This window comes from Mycoplasma feriruminatoris (assembly GCF_000327395.2).
GTDB classification, from domain to species: domain Bacteria; phylum Bacillota_I; class Bacilli_A; order Mycoplasmatales; family Mycoplasmataceae; genus Mycoplasma; species Mycoplasma feriruminatoris.
The window spans coordinates 51,774-71,563 of sequence record NZ_CP091032.1 but is presented as its reverse complement, the minus strand read 5'-3'; the positions used below and the strand labels follow the sequence as shown (position 1 = coordinate 71,563).

At 23.3% G+C, this 19,790-nt stretch carries 21 protein-coding genes and 1 other RNA gene; 14 read left to right on the top strand and 8 right to left on the bottom strand.

Annotated features, from left to right (window positions below; genetic code table 4):
• Position 1: 1 nt before the first annotated feature.
• From dusB to D500_RS00260, 7 genes are all read right to left on the bottom strand, one after another.
• Positions 2-976 carry a tRNA dihydrouridine synthase DusB gene (dusB, locus tag D500_RS00290; RefSeq protein WP_008363189.1) on the bottom strand — a complete coding sequence of 325 codons (975 nt, stop codon included), beginning with the start codon at positions 974-976 and terminating at the stop codon, positions 2-4.
• A 1-nt stretch (position 977) separates the two neighbouring features.
• Positions 978-1,292, bottom strand: coding sequence for a DUF1904 family protein (locus D500_RS00285; protein WP_008363191.1), 315 nt, complete (start codon positions 1,290-1,292; stop codon positions 978-980).
• A 99-nt stretch (positions 1,293-1,391) separates the two neighbouring features.
• Entirely contained in the window at positions 1,392-2,660 is a 1,269-nt protein-coding gene (serS, locus tag D500_RS00280) for a serine--tRNA ligase (protein WP_008363193.1), read from the bottom strand.
• A gap of 81 nt (positions 2,661-2,741) precedes the next feature.
• Positions 2,742-3,566 carry an SPE_1075/MLC_0560 family membrane protein gene (locus tag D500_RS00275; RefSeq protein ID WP_008363195.1) on the bottom strand — a complete coding sequence of 275 codons (825 nt, stop codon included), beginning with the start codon at positions 3,564-3,566 and terminating at the stop codon, positions 2,742-2,744.
• 369 nt (positions 3,567-3,935) lie between these two features.
• Complete coding sequence (ald, locus tag D500_RS00270; protein WP_008363197.1) at positions 3,936-5,054, bottom strand: alanine dehydrogenase; 1,119 nt, start codon at positions 5,052-5,054, stop codon at positions 3,936-3,938.
• A gap of 148 nt (positions 5,055-5,202) precedes the next feature.
• Complete coding sequence (locus D500_RS00265; RefSeq protein ID WP_008363199.1) at positions 5,203-5,796, bottom strand: ECF transporter S component family protein; 594 nt, start codon at positions 5,794-5,796, stop codon at positions 5,203-5,205.
• Between the two features lie 19 nt (positions 5,797-5,815).
• Positions 5,816-6,106, bottom strand: coding sequence for a hypothetical protein (locus D500_RS00260; protein WP_008363201.1), 291 nt, complete (start codon positions 6,104-6,106; stop codon positions 5,816-5,818).
• 311 nt (positions 6,107-6,417) lie between these two features.
• Here D500_RS00260 and D500_RS00255 point away from each other — a divergent pair, with 311 nt between their 5' ends.
• From D500_RS00255 to tilS, 14 genes are all read left to right on the top strand, one after another.
• On the top strand, positions 6,418-6,867 hold the full coding sequence (locus D500_RS00255; protein ID WP_008363203.1) for a peroxiredoxin: 450 nt from the start codon (positions 6,418-6,420) through the stop codon (positions 6,865-6,867).
• A gap of 163 nt (positions 6,868-7,030) precedes the next feature.
• Complete coding sequence (locus D500_RS00250; protein ID WP_008363206.1) at positions 7,031-9,091, top strand: MAG2960 family serine endopeptidase lipoprotein; 2,061 nt, start codon at positions 7,031-7,033, stop codon at positions 9,089-9,091.
• A 106-nt stretch (positions 9,092-9,197) separates the two neighbouring features.
• Positions 9,198-9,512 (top strand): hypothetical protein, encoded by a 315-nt coding sequence (locus D500_RS00245; protein ID WP_008363207.1) that lies wholly within the window; start codon positions 9,198-9,200, stop codon positions 9,510-9,512.
• A gap of 118 nt (positions 9,513-9,630) precedes the next feature.
• Complete coding sequence (locus D500_RS00240) at positions 9,631-10,269, top strand: hypothetical protein (protein WP_008363211.1); 639 nt, start codon at positions 9,631-9,633, stop codon at positions 10,267-10,269.
• A gap of 99 nt (positions 10,270-10,368) precedes the next feature.
• Entirely contained in the window at positions 10,369-11,331 is a 963-nt protein-coding gene (locus D500_RS00235) for a GMP reductase (RefSeq protein ID WP_008363213.1), read from the top strand.
• Between the two features lie 39 nt (positions 11,332-11,370).
• Positions 11,371-11,466, top strand: an RNA gene (ffs, locus tag D500_RS00230) — signal recognition particle sRNA small type.
• A gap of 8 nt (positions 11,467-11,474) precedes the next feature.
• Positions 11,475-11,918: a nucleoside deaminase gene (locus tag D500_RS00225; RefSeq protein ID WP_008363215.1), complete on the top strand. Its 444-nt coding sequence runs from the start codon at positions 11,475-11,477 to the stop codon at positions 11,916-11,918.
• An 87-nt stretch (positions 11,919-12,005) separates the two neighbouring features.
• Positions 12,006-14,012: a DNA polymerase III subunit gamma/tau gene (gene dnaX / locus D500_RS00220; protein WP_008363217.1), complete on the top strand. Its 2,007-nt coding sequence runs from the start codon at positions 12,006-12,008 to the stop codon at positions 14,010-14,012.
• Between the two features lies 1 nt (position 14,013).
• Complete coding sequence (gene recR / locus D500_RS00215) at positions 14,014-14,604, top strand: recombination mediator RecR (RefSeq protein WP_008363219.1); 591 nt, start codon at positions 14,014-14,016, stop codon at positions 14,602-14,604.
• A 2-nt stretch (positions 14,605-14,606) separates the two neighbouring features.
• Entirely contained in the window at positions 14,607-15,248 is a 642-nt protein-coding gene (tmk, locus tag D500_RS00210) for a dTMP kinase (protein ID WP_008363220.1), read from the top strand.
• Positions 15,226-15,966: a DNA polymerase III, delta subunit gene (locus D500_RS00205; RefSeq protein WP_008363223.1), complete on the top strand. Its 741-nt coding sequence runs from the start codon at positions 15,226-15,228 to the stop codon at positions 15,964-15,966. The genes tmk and D500_RS00205 overlap by 23 nt, the downstream gene beginning before the upstream one ends.
• On the top strand, positions 15,966-16,688 hold the full coding sequence (locus D500_RS00200; protein ID WP_008363225.1) for a tRNA1(Val) (adenine(37)-N6)-methyltransferase: 723 nt from the start codon (positions 15,966-15,968) through the stop codon (positions 16,686-16,688). The genes D500_RS00205 and D500_RS00200 overlap by 1 nt, the downstream gene beginning before the upstream one ends.
• A 51-nt stretch (positions 16,689-16,739) precedes the next feature.
• Positions 16,740-17,567 carry a MurR/RpiR family transcriptional regulator gene (locus D500_RS00195; RefSeq protein WP_008363226.1) on the top strand — a complete coding sequence of 276 codons (828 nt, stop codon included), beginning with the start codon at positions 16,740-16,742 and terminating at the stop codon, positions 17,565-17,567.
• Positions 17,568-17,569: 2 nt separating this feature from the next.
• Positions 17,570-18,775, top strand: coding sequence for a tRNA lysidine(34) synthetase TilS (gene tilS / locus D500_RS00190; RefSeq protein ID WP_008363229.1), 1,206 nt, complete (start codon positions 17,570-17,572; stop codon positions 18,773-18,775).
• On the opposite strand, the gene D500_RS00185 is transcribed toward tilS, so the two are convergent.
• Positions 18,759-19,601 carry a DUF3800 domain-containing protein gene (locus D500_RS00185; RefSeq protein ID WP_008363231.1) on the bottom strand — a complete coding sequence of 281 codons (843 nt, stop codon included), beginning with the start codon at positions 19,599-19,601 and terminating at the stop codon, positions 18,759-18,761. The genes tilS and D500_RS00185 overlap by 17 nt on opposite strands.
• Positions 19,602-19,790: the final 189 nt, after the last annotated feature.

The following is a 19,790-nucleotide window of genomic DNA, read 5'->3' as shown; positions in this document are numbered from 1 at the left end:
TTTAATCTTCTTTATACTCCTTGATAATATCTTCTACATCTTTAATAGTTTCTATTTTATTAGCTTTTTCTTTTAAGATTTTTGTTAATGGCTTATTATTTAGTACATCTAAATATCAAGTTAAATGTTTTCTAAATTCTTTAATAGCAATTGCTTCAGTTTTTAGTTTAACTAATAAATCTAAATGTAGTAAAACTGTTGATTTTCATTCCTCAAAACTAGGTTTTTCTAGTTCTTTTCCTGTTTGTAAATAATGATTAATTTGATCAAAAATTCAAGGATTACCTTGGCAAGCTCTAGAAACCATAACAGCATCACACCCAGTTTCATCTAGCATTTTTTTAGCTGATTTAGCATCAACAACATCACCATTACCAATTACTGGAATATTGACAGCTTGTTTTACTTCTTTAATTTTTTCTCAATCAGCATGACCTGTATAAAAATCACTTCTAGTTCTAGCGTGAACTGCAATTGCACTAGCTCCTGCTTTTTCAATTAACTTAGCAACTTCAACAGCATTAACACTATTTTTATCTCAACCTAAACGAATCTTAGCAGTAACTGGTTTACTAGTATTTAAAACAACATTTTTTACGATTTCATAAATTAATTCAGGTGTTTTTAATAAAGCTGAGCCACTTTGTGAACGTATAGCAACTTTTGGTGCTGGACAACCTAAGTTTAGATCAATAATGTCACAATCAACATTTTCTTCTATTCATTTAGTTGCTTTTATAAATTCTTCAACATTATTTCCAAAAATTTGCATACTCATTGGGTGTTCAATTTTATTAACATTTAACATGTCAAGAGTTTTTTTATTATCATGAACCATTCCAGCAACTGAAACCATTTCAGCATAAACTAAACTAGCCCCATGTTGTTTTGAAATAATTCTAAAAGCTTCGTTACTAACTCCAGCCATTGGCCCTTGAACTACTTTACCATCTATTTGTATGTCTCTAATTTTCATCTTAACCCAGTTTTTTTCTATGTGCATATAGTTTTGAATTTACATCAGTAAAGAACACTCAAACTTTTTGTGAATAATCTTTAAAATAATCAACAATAAAATCAGCTAATAGTTGTTCTTTATCTGGTCTTGACATTCATTCAACTGTTACATAAATTGGATTAACACTTGGTTCTGTTACAAAAACTTGAGAATTTTCTCAAATAACAAAAATGTTTTTTGGATCTGCTTTTACTAGTTCTGCAATTTTTTCAATACTTTTAGAAAACTCATTTACTTGTTCTTTTTCTAAACCACTAAACTTAATAATTGGCATAATAATTATTCCTTTTTTCTATGTAATTTTATTACAAATTAAAAAATAAATAAAATAATGATAAATACAAAAAGTTCAAAACTTAAAATTGTTTGAACTTTATTTTAAAAATTCTTTGTTATCAAAATATGGTCTTAAAACTGTTGGTAAAACTAATTTTTCACCATCTCAATAATTTTCTAAAATAGCTGCAATCAATCTATCAATTGCAACTCCACTTCCATTTAATGTATGAACTAATCTAACTTTTGAATCTTTATCTTTAAATCTTGTTTGCATATTTCTTGCTTGAAAATCAGTACAATTTGAACATGATGAAATTTCACGATATTTGTTTTGTTCAGGGAATCACACTTCTAAATCATAAGTTTTAGTTGAACTAAACCCAATATCTCCACTACATAACTCAACAACTCTATAAGGTAGATCAAACATATTTAAAACATCTTCAGCGTCTTTTACTAATAGCTCTAACTCATTCATTGATTCATCAGGATGAACAATTTTTACTAATTCAACTTTATTAAATTGGTGTAATCTGATCATTCCTTTAGTATCTCTTCCAGCACTTCCTGCTTCTTGTCTAAAACATTGAGTAAATGAAGTATATTTTAAAGGTAAAACATCATAAGATAAAATCTCATTAGCATGTAAATTGGTTAAGGGAACTTCACTTGTTGGAATTAAATATTGATCTCCAACTTGATACATATCTTCACTAAATTTTGGAAGTTGTCCAGTTCCTAACATTGCACTTCTATTAACTATTAAAGGACAAAAAATTTCTTTGTACCCATATTTTTCATGTCTTTTTAATAAAACATCAGCAACAGCTCTAACTAATTTTGAACCTAATCCAGTATAAACTAAAAATCTTGAACCACTTAATTTAACTCCTTTTTCAAAATCAACTAAACCTAATTTTGTTGCAATTTCTCAGTGAGGAGTTGAATGAACTAATAAAGGGTCGTGTTTTGTTTTTCTAATTTCTACATTATCTTCATCACTTTTACCAAAGTAAATATCTTTATGAGGTAAATTAGGAATGTATGATAATTTTTCTAAAATTTGATCATTTACAATTCTTAATTCTTCATCTAATTTAATAATCTGTTCATTTAAACTAACAACTTCGGCTTTAGCTTGTTCAGATTGTTCAATTTTTTTATCTTTTATTAAAATTCCTATTTCTTTTGATAATTGATTTTTTTTAGATTTTAATGCTTCAGATTTAACTAATATTTCTTTTCTTTTAAGATTTTTTTCTACTGCATATTTTAGATCTGCACTATAATCTTGTTGATTACGCATATTTAATCGTTTGATTACTTCATCAAGATTCTGTTCAATATAATTAATGTCTAGCATTATAAAAAACTCCTTTTGTAACACTAATTATATTATAAGTAATTATCAAAACAAAAAAACAAGCCATAGGCTTGTTTTTAATTATTGATATATTTTTGTAATTTTATTAAGTAATCCTAATGTTTTTCCTAATAATGGTCCTGCTAAGAATAAGAACCCTATAGTACCAATATTTACATAGTTTAACAAGAATTTAGCTTTAATATCTCAAGATATAGGATTTACTAAAAACATAATAACCCCAGGAACAATAATTAATACATCCATTAATACTCTTGAAACATTAAATGGTAATTTAGTTAATCTCATAAAGTTTGTGTTGATTGAGTTATATGATCCTAATAATCAACCTGAGTGAATTCAAAATGTTAATCCAGCAATATATAAAACAAATGCTATTGTGAAAAATATTGTTCTATATTGGTAAGCTGTTGTTTGACTAAACATTCAATCTAAATATTTAATTACTTTTAACATTTCGATTTGACCATCGATTACATATGATAATCCAACGTTAATTATCATATCTAAAACAATTAGTGGTATTAATTGTAATCATAGTTTTTTATCTTTTGTTACTCTGTATTCTCTAATAATTGATAAAACTAGAAACACAACTGAAACTAGTAATAAGAATCCATATAATGACAATAGGGCTAATTTATAATTAGTTGCTGCAACTAACCCTGGTACTTCTTGACCATTAACTTTTGCTCAATCTTTAAACAATGCTAATATACTAAAGTTTGTAAAATCTACGTGGCTTGCTCCTGCTGCTGTTGGCACATATAAAGCAATTGATAATGAAAACAAATACAATCCAATTAGTAAACAACCTAACCTAATTAAGTATTGTTTTTTGTTTTGACTAATACTTGTTTTTAAATTACAAAAATATTTTTTCATTCTCTATCTCCTTTTTAGTTTTCCTAATATTATAACCTAAGAAATATTTATTTTAACATTTTTTTTGATAAGTTATTTTATAAACATTGAATCTAATTTTTAAATAAATTAAATAAACTTCGATAAATACATTGTATAAACGTTGAATTAACAGTAATTAGATAATAAACATATTGATTAAATTATTAGAAATTAAATAGTAATTAAATAGTTTTATTACTAAACAAAATTATTACATAAACTCAACACACTACTAACATAATAGAATTAATAGTATAAAAAGTCAAACCTTGACTAAAACAATTTATTATATTTAAATTAAAAAATAGATATAAAAATCTAGCAATTTTGCTAGATTTTTGTCTTTTATTATATTGCTTTATCTATTTCTGTGTACATCATATTTAATGAATCTGCAACATTTTTATAAACCAATTTACCATTAACTGTTTGAACACCTAATTTTAATGCACTATTATCTAAAATAGCTTGTTTTCAACCTTTTGAAGCGATTTCAACTACATAAGTAAGTGTAGCATTAGTTAATGCAATTGTTGAAGTTCTTGGAACTGCTCCAGGAATATTTGGAACTGAATAATGAATAACATTATGTCTTATAAAAGTAGGATCAGCATGTGAACTTATATGATCAACAGTTTCAACACTTCCACCTTGATCAATAGCAACATCAATAATAACACTATTTGGTTTCATTGTTTTAACCATTTCTGTTGTTACTAATTTTGGAGCTAATTTACCAGGAATTAATACAGTTGAAATAACTACATCACTTTCTTTAACAGCTTTTGCTATGTTTGCATAATTTGATTTTAATATATTAGCTTTATTTCCATATGTTTCATATAATTGTCTAATTCTATTTTCATTATATTCAATTATAGTAACATTAGCTTCCATAGCTATTGCTAATCTTAAAGCTGAAGATCCAGCAACTCCTCCACCAATAATTGTAAAGTTAGCTTTTGGAGTTCCAGGAGTTCCACTAGTAAGTATTCCTAAAGCATCTTTTTCTGTGTTTTTTAATAATAAATTTGAAGCAATAATAACTGCCATTCTTCCAGCAACTTCACTCATTGGACGTAATAATGGTAAAGCTTTATCTATAGTTTGTACAGTTTCATAAGCAATAGCAATAACTTTATTTTTAATTAATTCTTTAGTTAAATCTTTTAATCCTGCTAAATGAAAATAAGTAAAGATAATTTGATTTTCATAAAAATATTTGTATTCTGATTTTAAAGGTTCTTTAACTTTAACAATCATTTCTTGTTTTCAAACTTCTTCTACATTTGTAGTGATTTTTGCTCCTGCTTTTTGATATTCTAAATCACTAAAACCACTACCTAATCCAGCTCCTGATTCAACTAAAACTTCATGATTATTTCTAACTAATTCAACAACTCCCATAGGAGTAATACCAACACGATTTTCATTTTGTTTAATTTCTTTAGGTAATCCTATTTTCATATTATTCTCCTTAATCAAACAAATTTATAATAAAATGTCATATTATTTAAGATTGGCATTTACGGTTTTATTTTATCACTTGATATAAATCAAATTTAAAATTACAAAAAGCTTATTAAATATTAAAAACCATATAAAAACCTCATATCTAATATGAGGTTTGATTTCTTTTATAAATATCAATATCTAATTTTTTAAATAGGTTTAAAAAACTTTGAGTATTAAATACATTATATAAGAATATTGCTGAAATTACTGAAACTAAATATTGAATAAAATCAGTAACTAAAGATATAACAGCTTTAATATTTGCTTGACTAACATCACTAGAATTTGAATAATAATTAATTACATAAGCATATAAAACATATAAAAATATAAATAATTCACTAATCATTATATTTAAATAAAATGGTAATCTATGTATTAATAACTTAACACAAACAAACATTAATATATGAATAATAATTGAAATTGGAACATAAAAAGCAGCTCCAGATACTAGATCAAAAATCATTGCATAAACACATCCAGCAACTAACATCATAGGTCCTGGAATAAAAAAAGTCAAACTCAAAAACAGCCCATCTGCAACTTGAAACAAAGCAGTTCCTGCTATTTGAATCATAGAAGTGGTTAAGGCTATAACTGTTAATAAGCTTGACAATATTGCTGTTAAAACTATGTATTTAATACTTTTAAAATAAGATATTCAATTGATAATTAATTTTATTTTATTCATTAATTTATTTTATCTTATTTTATTTTTTAAATATAGTAGATAATAATCTAAAGAAGTTTCAAATAAACCCAGTTATAAAGATTAGAGGTCCTACATAAATAACTAATGCAACTCCAATTTTTTGTTGTATAGTTGATAAATTTAGTTTTAATAGATCCATAGTACTAGTGTTTTTAAGAACTTCAGTTGCTCTTTGTAAGAAGTTTAGATCGGCTTTTTGCATAGAAAATCCTAAAACAATAATTCCAATCAAAATAATAATAGCTGCTAAAACTAAAGAAATAAGTATTTTAAAAATCTTTCTAAACATATATTACACTCTTTCTAAAACTATAATAACATAGCACAATATATTATCTATTACAATAAGTAATTTTAATAAAAAATTTGTAACTTATTATGTGTACAAGTTTATTTGTGATTTTATTATTAAATCACTAAAATTTTTAACTAATTTTTAAATAATAATTCAACATTTAAATTCGATTAAATTTAATATTTTTTATTCTTAAAATTTTGTTAATTTCTATACTTAAATTATATAAAACACTGATTAAATATTTTAGATTAGCATTTTTTAAAAAAAGGACTAAAATATTCTTATGGTCAAAGGAGGAAGTTATGAGAAATTATCAATTAACAGATCATAAAAATAACTTAGTAGAATTAAACAGCTTAGTTGGACAAAAGGGTCTTGTTATCTTTTTTTATCCTAAAGCTAAAACCTCTTTATGTACGTTAGAAGTTATAGAATACCAAAAACATTTAGATGAATTTAAAGAATTAGGATTTAATGTTGTTGGTGTTAGTCAAGATGAACCTACTAAAAACGATGAGTTTTGTTGTGAACAAAATTTAAGCTTTTTACTACTTTCAGATCTAAATAAAGATCTAGTAAATGAATTTAATTTAACAAGTGAAACAATTACATTAGATGATCAACCATTTGTTAAATATGAACGTTCAACATTCATTTTAGATAACCAATTAAACTTATTAAAAGAATTTAGAAATGTTGATCATATTGAACACGTTTGTGATCTTTTAGAATATCTAAAAAAGAACGACTAGTAAGTTTTAAATTCTACTATAACTTATGATAATTTATTTGTAATTAAACCTTAATTTTATTAAGGTTTTTATTTTGTCAAAATTATTTCATTTTTTAAAAAAATAATTACTTTAAATTTATAAAAACTTGATAAAATTAAATTGTAAATTGGAGAGTTCTTATATGAATAAATTTACTAGTAAACTTAAATTCTTACTATTACTAAATTCTATTGTTTTTCCAACTATTTTAACAATATCTTGTAGTAGAACAACTTCTAATAAACCAGAACAAAATAATAATGATAATAGAGAAAATAATCAAAATAATTCAAATAATCAACAAGATCAAAATAATCAATCTGAATATGCTAATTTATATAATTCACATTTTTTAGATATTAATGATTTACTAAAATCTAACCCATACGAGATCCATAAAAAAACTAAAGATTTTATAAAATCAGAAAAAGAATTTAATAAATTTTTAACAAATAATAATATTGATTTTACTTTTAATGATCACAAAGAATACAATCAACAATATTGAGAATTTGCTTCTAAACTTGGAGAGTATGGAAACATTGGAAATAATAAAGTTGATAGAACTAAATTTTATAATCCAAACATCCCACTTTCTTATTCAATAAAACAACAAAAATTAGAAGAATTAAAAGATGAAGAAATTAAAGATTTAGCTGAACAAACTTTTGATTTTACTAACTTAATAAAAACAAATCCTTTTGGTTTTTTACCATCTAATTTAAGTCAATTACTTTCTTATGCTAGTTTTAGTTCTTTAGAAAAAATGTTTAACCTAAATGATATAACTTCTTTAAAATCAAAACACGATGATATTAATGGTACTTTTGAATTACTAATTACTACAAAAGATAATAAGTATTACTATAAAGTTACTAAAGATAAAAATAATGCATTAAAAACTAATGATGATTTTTTTAAATATATTCACGATCGTAGTTTTCAATTAGAAATTAATGTTAAACAATGAGTTATTGAAAGAGATGAAAAAACTTTTGCTGAAATTAAAAGATTAAATTTTGCTAATGCTTCAGGAACTGCTTGAGTTATAGATCGAATTAAAAACGATAATGATAAAGAAAATTATGAACTTTTATTAGCTACAAATATTCACGTTTTTAATCTTAGAAATACATTTGATAAAAGTATATTTAATAACAAAATTGATGATAAATGAAAAGAATTTCCAGTAGGTTTTTATGATGGAAAAGATACAAAAAATACTGATGATAATAGACAAATGAAAATCTATTTAAAAGCAAATAGAACAGAAAAAATTGATAATAAAGAAGGTTTAGTAGAAACTGATGTTGATGCAGGTAAGTCTGTTGATGCTTTTGAGATTTATTCTCAATATCTAACTGCTCCATACTATATACCTAGATATAACACTAGTAATTTTTATTTCAAAAATTCTAATAAAATGTCAAAATACCTAGTAGATGATGGATACTTTTCTAAAACAAATAATTCGGGTGCTGATTTTGTAACTCTAAGATTGAAAATTGAAAAAGAAAGACTAAAAAAACTCCTTCCAAGTTTAGCTGAAGTTATTGGTAAAAAGGAAGAAAAAGATTGATATATAAAATTTAATAAAAATAAATTTAGTCCTTTACAAACTCAATTTTATGCAGGTTATCCAAAACATTGAAATCCATTCTATAGAAGAACTCAATTTAGAGGTCTTAAATCTGAAGGTGGAATAGTTTCAAGTCAAAGAAAAATTTTAGAAGATATTTATTTTAGAGATATCTGATTAAAATATGACAAACTAAAAAATATGGAATATAACTCACTAAATAAAGAATGAGAAAAATACGAAAAGCCATTCATTGACAATGAACACGGAATGAAACTAACAATTGCTGATCAATTTTCAACATTATATACAAACATTCCTTTTGGTCAAATTGCTTTAAAGCAAGGTGCATCAGGCTCAATGGTAATTGATTCATCATTTAATGTTATTGGAATATTAAATACTGAAGTTGAAGATGTTCCTAATTCTAAATACATTTCAATTCCTTTATTTCAATATCAAGATCAAACATTCACCCTACCTGTGCGTGTTCAAACTAATGGAGTTGTTTTATTTAACTCATTAAGTAATGATTATTCAAATAACAAAGCTCCTAAAATAATTGATGGTTTAATAGATAAATTAAAACAAGATAACTTAAAAACTATTAATTTAAATCCATAAACTTGTGTAAACTACTATGTTTTTTATTTTTATATCTTTTATTAAAAACTAAATTCAATATACTTAATATTAGACAGTAAAAAAAATAAAAAATAGAAGGACAAATATGAAAATAGCTGGTTTTTGAAGAAGAGTCTTTAGAAATCTTGTTGACTCTCTTGCATTAGTATTTACTTTAGGTATTTACTTAATTATTTTTATTATTTTATTTTTCAAAGGTAGTCCATCTTGAGGAATGAGACTAACAGGTACTAAATATAGTAGTAATAGAATGGGAAGACTTGCATTATGAAGACTTTTATTCTGATTATTACGTTTCTTAACTGTTGGTATTTTATTAATCGTTGACTTTATTAGAATTATTCTTAAAAAAGGTACACTTGCAGAAAAGAAAGCTGATAATTTCACAATTATTGCATAAAGAAGTTTTATACTTCTTTTTTTATTGTCTAATACTAATTTAAAACACATTGTAATATATAAAAATCATTAATATAATAAATTCGTAATAAGATACTAAAATGTGTGAGGGTTAAATAATGAAGAAATTATTTAATATATTGGGTCTTAATTTTTTATTAATTTCAACAATTATTACAGGTGTTTATTTAACAAATAATAATCAAGACAATAATATTGTTTTGAAAATGGAATCTTCAGAAAGTACAGAATTAAAAAAAGCTAAAGAAGAAATTGAAAAACTTAAAAAAGAACTAATAGAACTAAAAGAAGAGTTAAATCAGGAATTTACTGATCACAACAAAACACTAGAAGAAAATAAAGAACTTTTAGCTAAACTAAAAGATTATCTAAAACTTAAAAATGAGTTATTAGATTATAAAGAACTTTATGACAAAGAATATACTAAAACTAATAACTTATTAGAATACAAACAAAAAACAGAAGCAAAACTAAAAGAATATGAAGCATTATTTAAATCTATTGGTGCTGATGTTACTTATTTTAAACATAATGATCCTTCAAAAATCATTAATTTAATTAACGAATCAAAAAGTAAAGATAATGTTCATAAATTAGAAAAATCTCAACAAATAGCAATTAGTATTGGAGCAGGTTTAACTTTACTAGCAATTGCTATTTGTGGGTTAGGTATTGGTTTAAATAAAAATGTTTTTAAAAGATCAAAAAATGTAAATAGAATAATAATTTCTAAATAAGTTATTAAGGTTTAAATAAACGGCTAAGCCGTTTTTATTATGGTTATTTAACTACAATTGATTCAATTGTTTATAATATATTTTTTAAAGGAGTATTTTATGAAGACTTTTGATTATGATGATGTGCAACTGATTCCTGAAATGTGTGTTGTTAGTTCAAGAAAAGAATGCAACACATCTGCAACTTTAGGAAAACACACTTTTAAATTACCTGTAGTTCCTGCTAATATGGCAACAATTATTAACGAAGAATTAGCTGAACAATTAGCTAAAAATGGTTATTTTTATGTAATGCATAGATTTAATGTTGATCAAATAAAATTCATTAAAAATATGAAAGAAAAGAATTTAATAACTTCTATTTCTTTAGGTGTAAAACCAGATGAATATAAATTAGTAGATCAAATGGTAGAACAAAATTTAATTCCAGATTATATAACAATTGATATAGCTCACGGTCATGCTTTAAGTGTTAAAAATATGATTAGTTATATTAGAGAAAAAATGAAAAATGATGTTTTTATAATTGCAGGAAATGTAGCAACTCCAAAAGCAGTTAGAGATTTAGAACTATGAGGAGCTGATGCAACTAAAGTTGGAATTGGTCCTGGAAAAGTATGTATTACAAAACTTAAAACAGGATTTGGAACTGGTGGATGACAATTATCAGCTCTTAGATATTGTGCAAAAACTGCATCAAAACCTATTATTGCTGATGGTGGATTAAGAGTTCATGGAGATATTGCAAAATCAATTAGAATGGGTGCTAGTTTTTGTATGATTGGAAGTTTATTTGCAGCTCACAAAGAATCACCTGGAAAAGAAGTTGTAGTTGATAATTGTATCTATAAAGAGTACTATGGTTCAGCTAGTGAATATAATAAAAGTGAAAAACGTTATGTTGAAGGTAAAAAAGAATTAATTAAAATCAGAGGAAGTATTTTTGATACTTTAAAAGAAATGACTGAAGATCTACAATCATCAATTTCTTATGCTGGTGGAAAAGATTTACAAGCAATAAAACGTGTTGATTATGTTTTATTAGGAGATTATAAAGATTAAAGTACACTTAATTGAATAACAATTAAAAATATAATATAATTATAAAGCCGCGATAAGAATAACATCTGAACGAGTTAGGACCGGAAGGTAGCAGCTATAAGGAAAAGTGTTCTGTATTGCGGTTTTTTATTTGGTAAAAAATTATGAATGATTTTAATAACATATTAGATCTAATGATTAATGAATCTAAAAAAGCATTAACTTATAATGATATTCCAGTTTGTAGTTGTATTATTGATAAAAATAATAATATTGTTAGTTTAGATATTAATACAAGATATAAAAATAAAGATATTTCTCAACATGCTGAAATTAATGTAATCAATAAACTAATTAATCAATTAAATACTTTTAATTTATCTGAATATAAACTAATAACAACTCTTGAACCTTGTATGATGTGTTATTCAGCAATAAAACAAGTAAAGATTAAAACTATTTATTATCTTGTAGATAGTTATAAATTTGGAATTTCAAACAATTATAGTATTAATGATCAAACTTTAAATTTAATTCAAATAAAAAACCACAATAAACAAGAACAATACATTAAATTACTTAACGATTTTTTTATTACTAAAAGATAAATATTAATTTTCTAATATTAACTACTAGTATTTGTTTATCTAATAGAATACTAATATAAGATAAAATTATATTAGTTGGAGGGTCAAATGAATACAAATAAACAATCTTTATACAGAACATATAGACCAAAAGATTTTAATAGCGTTGCTGGTCATAATAACATTAAAGAAATATTAGAAAAACAAATAAAAGATAATAGAATTAATCACGCATTATTATTTTCTGGACAAAGAGGTACTGGAAAAACTAGTGTAGCTAGAATTTTTGCAAAAACTATTAATTGCTTAAATTTAAATGGTTCTAAAGCTTGTGAAAATTGTAGTAATTGTAAATTAGCAAATGAAAATCAATCAATTGATATTATTGAAATTGATGCTGCTTCAAATAATGGTGTTGATGAAATTAGAGAAATTAAAAACTCAGTTTCAACATTACCATTAAACAGTAAATATAAAGTTTATATTATTGATGAAGTTCATATGTTAACTAAACAAGCTTTTAATGCATTATTAAAAACTTTAGAAGAACCTCCTGTTTATGCTGTTTTTATTCTAGCAACTACTGAATTTAATAAAATCCCTCAAACCATTTTATCTAGATGTCAAATATTTAACTTTACAAAAATTGATAAAAACTCTTTAAAAAACCGTTTAGAATATATAGCTAGTCAAGAAAATTATCAAATTGAAAAACAAGTTTTAGATGAAATTTTTTATTTATCTGAAGGTTCTTTAAGAGATGCAATTAACATTTTAGAACAATTAATGTTAGCTACTGATAATCTAATTACTATTGATAATTTAAAATCAATTTTTTTAATTGCAACAAAACAAGAGCAATTACAAGTAATAAAACAATCTTTAAATAATGATACTAACTTTATAATTTCATATTTTCAAAAAGCAAATGACCAAGGGATGAACTGAGATGTTTTTGCACTAGGTTTAATTGAAATTTTAAAAGAAATTATTGAATATAAATTAACTAAAAACTCTGAATTTTTAAATATATTAGAAGTAGAAGAAGTTAAACAATTTGATTTGATTAATGTAGATAATTTATTTTTACTATCTGATAATTTAGCTGAAGCTTATTTTAAAACAAAGGCTGCTAATATTAGTTTTAACTACTTATTATTAAGCTTATTAAAAACAATTAACTCAAATAATAATCAACAAAAAACTACAACAACAAACACAACTACAACTACAATTGAGACTAAGAAAACAAAAGAGTTCCAAATCCCTGAAGAATTTGAAGTTGTTAAACCAAAATATGAAAAACAAGAAGTAGATGATCAGAATACAACTCATCCTGACTTTAATCCTTTTGATGATGATTTTTCAATTTCAAACAACGATTTTAATGATCAATTCATAATTGAAGAATCTATTGATTCTCAAACTAGTAATCAAACTTTTATTCAACAAGAAGTGATAAAAACTAGTTTTGATGAACCAGAAAACACTTTAACTAATGAATTTGATTTTCAACAAGAACAAAGTGAACCAACAGAAATTTGTTCAACTTTAAGTGAGTTAAAATCTAAGTTTAATATTCATGTTTCTCAAGCAATTGATAGTAAAGTTAGAATGCTTTTAAATGAAGATTTAATTAGTATTTTAATTGAAACTAAAAACTATAAAGCTCAAATTAATAATATTGAACAACAACTAGAGGATCTATTTGAAAATCATAATGATAAATTAATAAATACTGATCAAGCTTCAAAATTATTTATGCTTTTAGATAGTAAAGTTATTTCTTTAACTAATGATTTAATTGTTTTAAAAACTCAAACTAAAACACATGCAAATTTAATTAATGATTCAATGTTAGATAAAAATGTTTTACAAGCAATTTATCATTGATTTAAAAAACCTTATTTAATTTTTGCTATTGATAAAATGAAATGAGATGAAATTAAAACTATATTTTTAGATCTAAAAATTAAAAACAAATTATCTAAATATCAAGAAATTAATATAAATAAACTAAAAGAAAAATATTTAACAATTGATAATGAAGTTGATGAAGATTTAATTAATAAAGCTAAAGATCTATTTAATGATGACTTTATGATAGGTGATTAAAATGTCTGAAAATATATTTGATGAAATTATTAATTCAATTAGAACTAATCAAGGATTAACTAAAAAAACATCAGAAAGATTATTAGTAGATTTATTATTAAATAAAGATAAATTAAATGAATTTGTTAACCAATTAAATAAAGCTAATCAATTAATTTCAATTTGTAAAATATGTGGATATTTAAGTGAAAATAATAAATGTTTAGTATGTAGTTTAGATAATAGAAATCAAAACACAATTTGTATAGTTGCAACAATTTTAGATGCTAAAAACATAGAAAGTACAAATAAATATAAAGGTGTTTATCATATTTTAAATGGTGAAATTAATCTTAATAAAAACATCACATTTGATAAATTAAACATTAGTTCTATTTTTAAAAGAATTAATGATAATACTGAAATAATATTAGCTTTAAACTCAACTTTTGAAGGAGAACTAACTGCTAATTATTTATACAAATTACTAAGTACAAAAAACATAAAAATCACAAGATTAGCTAAAGGTATTCCAATGGGAGCTAGTTTAGATTATATGGATGAATTTACTTTACAAAGTGCATTTATCAATAGAAAAAAATATGGAGAATAAAAATGTTTATTACGTTTGAAGGAATGGATGGTAGTGGTAAAACTACAGCATTATTAAAAGTAAAAGAAGAATTAGAAAGATTAAATTATCAAGTTCTAGTTACAAGAGAACCTGGTGGAGAAATGATTGCTGAACAAATCAGACAAATCATTTTAGATAATAAAAATCAAAATATGGATGCTTGAACTGAAGCCTTATTATTTATAGCTTCAAGAAATCAGCATTTACAAAAAGTAATTAAACCAGCTTTACAAAAAAATATTATTGTTATTTCAGATCGTTTTATTGATTCAACTAGTGCTTATCAAGGAAGTGCTAGAAACATTGGAGTTAATTTAGTTAATCAAGTTCAACAAATAGTTTTAAAAGACTGTTTACCTGATCTAACTTTATTTTTTGATGTTTCTTTTAGTGAAGCTGAAAAAAGAATGAAAATAAGAGGAGAAAATTCAAAAAACCGTTTAGATAAAGAACAAAGTGATTTTAAACAAAAAGTTTATCAAGGATATTTAGAACTAGTTAAAAATAACCCTGAACGTATTAAAGTAATTGATGCCAATAAAGATATTGATCAAGTCTATGATCAAGCTATTAAAATAATTTTAGAAAAGCTTAAAGATAATGAAAAAAGAACAAGTAATTAATCGTTTAAAAAAACTTATTGATAATAATAATTTATTTTCTAACATTATTTTAAATTGTAAAAATGAACAAATTAGTTTAGATGTAGTTGATCAAATTATTTATTATGCATTTAGTAAAAATTTAGATAATCTTGATTTTAATAAACTAAAAGAACAAATCAAAAATAATACTCATATTGATATATTAACAATTGGAAATAATTTAAATATTACAAATCAAGAAGTATTAGATCTAATTAATAAAATGTCACTATCTGCAACTGGAAAACAAAACATTAAGTTTTTTATAATTAAAAATGCTCAAAACTTAAAACAAACTGCAGCAAATTCTTTATTAAAATTTTTAGAAGAACCACCTATTAATACTTATGGAATTTTATTAACTAATAACTATAGTGAAATTATTAATACTATTTGATCTCGTTGTCAGTTAATTAATATTGATAATGAGATTAATTTAGATGATAAACTTAATCGTTTTGAAGAATTATTATTATCAAAAAATAAAGATGAAATCTTATTGTTTAATAAAGAAATGAAATCAATGGATAAATCAGAATTAGTTAAAATGATAGATGATGCTTATAATAGAACAATTGTTTATAAGTTTACTAATTTAATTTCTCCAACTTTAGAAATACTAGATGATTTAAAGTTTTTACCAATAACTAGTATTGTAATTGATAATTATTTAATTAGAATTGTAGAACAAATTTAATGAAAGTTTTAAATGATTTATTAGGATATAAAAATAGAAAATTATATCAACACAATAAAATGTTTAATTTTACTTTAGATAGTGTTTTAGTAGCTAGATTTTGTAATTTAAACAGTAAGAAAAAAAAGATTTGTGACTTTGGAACTAATAATGCAGTGATTCCTTTAATTTTATCTAAATACACAAAAGCAAAAATAACGGGTGTTGAAATTCAAGCTCAAGCTGTTGAAATTGCAAAAGAAAATATAAAATTAAACAACTTAGAAGATCAAATAGAAATCATTCATGCTGATATAAAAGAATTTAGTAAATTACATAACCAAGAATTTGACTTAGTTGTATGTAATCCTCCATTTTTTAAAACAACTAATAATCCCAAATTAAAAGAAGCATCAATAGAAATAGCAAACGCTAGACATGAATTATTAATTAGTCTAGAACAAATAATCAAAAGTGCAGCTAGATGTTTAAAAAATGGTGGTAATTTTACTATTGTTCATAGAAGTGAAAGACTAAGTGAAATTATTAATTTATTTTATAAATACAATATTTATCCAAAAAGATTAAGACTAATTCAATCTAAAAAAACTGATAATGCAAAAATGATTTTAATTGATGGAATTTATCAAGGAAATGAAGGAATGGAGATATTACCTACTTTAATTACACATAATGATGATGAAACTTATACTGATGAATTGTTAAAATACTTTCACGACTAGTTAATTAAATCTTAGTAAGTATTATATAATTCAATTAGAAAGAATAAGTATATGGATGTTACAAAATTAATATTAAAACTTGATCAACTATCAAAAGAAAAAACTAGTACAATTGGTGTTACTAGTAGAGTAATTTTAAATAATATAGAATTAATTACAAATTCAACAATTTCAAAAGTAGCACAACTTACATTCACTTCTCCAGCAACAATAACTCGTTTTTGTCAAAAATATTTAGATATTTCAGGATTTAGTGAACTTCAAACTTTATTAAGAGTTTATTTAAATCAACAAGAAGAACAAATCAAAAATACATCTTTAGATAAAAATAAAAAAATCACCAAATTTGATGAAATAAATAACGCAATAATTGCAACTGATGCTTTAATTGATATTAACGAAGTTGATAAACTAGTTAGAGCTATTTATAACACTAAAACTGTTGCTTTAATTTCTTATGATAATAGTGTTAATCACGCTGTTACTGAACTTGCTGAAAAAATGAATTTAATTGGAATTCCTCCAGTTATTATTAATCAACAAGAAGATCTAGATTACTTTACAAAAATATCTGATTCTGCTTGAGTGTTTATTGTAGTTTCTCATTTTGCAGAAAACAATTTAACTTTTCAAGCAATTTCACAACTAAAAAAGAATGGTTCAAGAATAGGTTTAATTTCAATGAATAAAGCAAATAAATATTCTAGTGTTTGTGATTATTGAGTTAAATATGCAGTTAGTGATGATGATCCACTACAAAAAATTAAACACTCAGCGAACTTTTCTTTACTATATGTTGTTCAAGTTATATTTAATAGAATATTAACTAACGATCCTAAACGTTTTGAAAAGGTAATTAAAACTTTAAAAATTGAATAATTATGAACTTATCTAATATAAATAAATTTGAAAAATATTTAATCGCAGTATCAGGTGGACCTGATAGTGTTTTTTTATTATGTAATGTTATAAAAATCATTGATCCAAATAATTTAGTAGTTTGTCATGTTAACTATAACTTTAGATCTGATTCGAATATAGATCAAAAAATAGTTTCTGATTTATGTAAAAAATTTAATTTAAAACTAGAGTTATTAAATGTACAAAAAAACTACGATTTATTAAAAGAAAATTTTGAATCTTGAGCTAGAGAAAAACGTTATGATTTTTTTAATAAAATAGCTAAAAAATATAATATCTACAATCTACTAGTTGCTCATAATTTAAATGATCTAATTGAAACTTATTTACTACAATTACAAAGAAATAATTTAGTTGATTATTATGGGTTAAGAACAGTTAGTATGTATAAAGATCTAGTAGTTTATCGTCCTTTATTAGATGTTAAAAAATCTGAAATTCTTAACTATTTACATACTAATAAAATTAGTTATGCTATTGATTCAACTAATAGTGATACTAAATATCAAAGAAATAAAATTAGAGCAACTTTAAATGAAAATAGCTTTACTAAAATAAAAAATCAAATCAATAAAGCTAATGATAGTTTAAAAAACATAAAAAAAATAGTTGATAACTATTTAAATGAAAATATTATAGATAATGAATTAATTTTAAATAAAGATCTTTTCTTATTAGATGATGATTGTATTAAAAGAATTATTTATCAATATTTTAAATTAGTTAATAAAGAAAATTTATTGCTTAATAGAAGTAATAAAACTATTAGTGAAATTGCAAAAAGACTAGTTAGTTCAAATAAAGGCTATTGAAAAATTAATCTTAATGATCATAGTTTAATTAAAGACTATAACAAGTTATTTATTATAAAAAATAGTTTATTAGAAGTTAAAACTATAACTATTAACAATATAGATGATTTAATTAATCAAACTAGTTTTAAAAATATTAAAGAAATTGAACAGATCATTTTAAAAGAAAGAAACTTTAGTTATGTAATTAGTAATGATTATGATTATTACAAATCAATTACAACAATTAAAAATAAAAAAACTAATAGGTTTTTTATAGAAAGAAAAATTAGTTATAAAACTAGGTTTTTTTCTCCAGTTGTATTTAACATAAAAGATAAAGTTATTTTAAATAAAATTAAAAAACATTATTAGTTTTTTGTTCTCTAACATGATTGTGATTTTGACAAAAACCAACTAGTTGTTCAATAACATTAGATTGTTTAATAATTGCTTGGTTACAAATGCAAGGTACTTTTTTATGCATTTGTTCAAAAACTACATCAGCTTCTTGATATCAAGATCTAGTTGAGTGATTTAAAAAGTTGCACATACTAGCAACACTACCAACAAAATAATCAGCATATCTAATTAAAGGATAAGAAGTTGATTCTAATTGTATAACTTTAACTAAAATCTCTTTAAAGTTTAACTCTCAAAAAAATGAGGTTTTTAAATAACCTTCTAAAGTTTCTAGTTTTTGTCTTTTATTAGTTTTAATCATAGTTTTTCTTTGATCAATATAAACTTTAATATTTAAAATATCTTGGTTTTTAATAACACTTTTACTTGAAATAGATTTAATAGTTCTTTCAATTAGATTTTTAACCATCATATTATAAATAGCATCTAAATTAATTTCTTTACTATGCTTTGAATTTCAGTTTTTTAAACTACTAATCATTGCAACATTAGTTTGATTATTAAATCTAATTTTTGATGATAATGCTTTTTTATTACTTAAAGATAAATTATTTCATTTAACTTCTTTTTTAAGATCATAAGCTTTAAGATCTTTTTCAAAATTATTTCTATAATCTCTAATTGATTTTTCTGTTTTTAAAATATTTGACTTAATTTTAGATTCACTAATTTGAATATTTTGATACTCTGAATCATTTAAATAAAATCCACCTACAACAAAAAAATCAGAAATTGCATTTCCACTTTCATCAAGATAAAAATTTAAATAATAAGTCATATATTCACACCTTTAAAAAAAGGAGACATAGTCTCCTTCCAGCATAGGGGTGCCCGTACTCTACACTTTATAGTGCATACGATTAAGATATTCTTCAATCCCTACGTCTTACCAATAATATAATATCATAGAAAATACTAATTTAAAAACTACAATGATAAAGCCGTCATTATTTACTCATCAATGTGA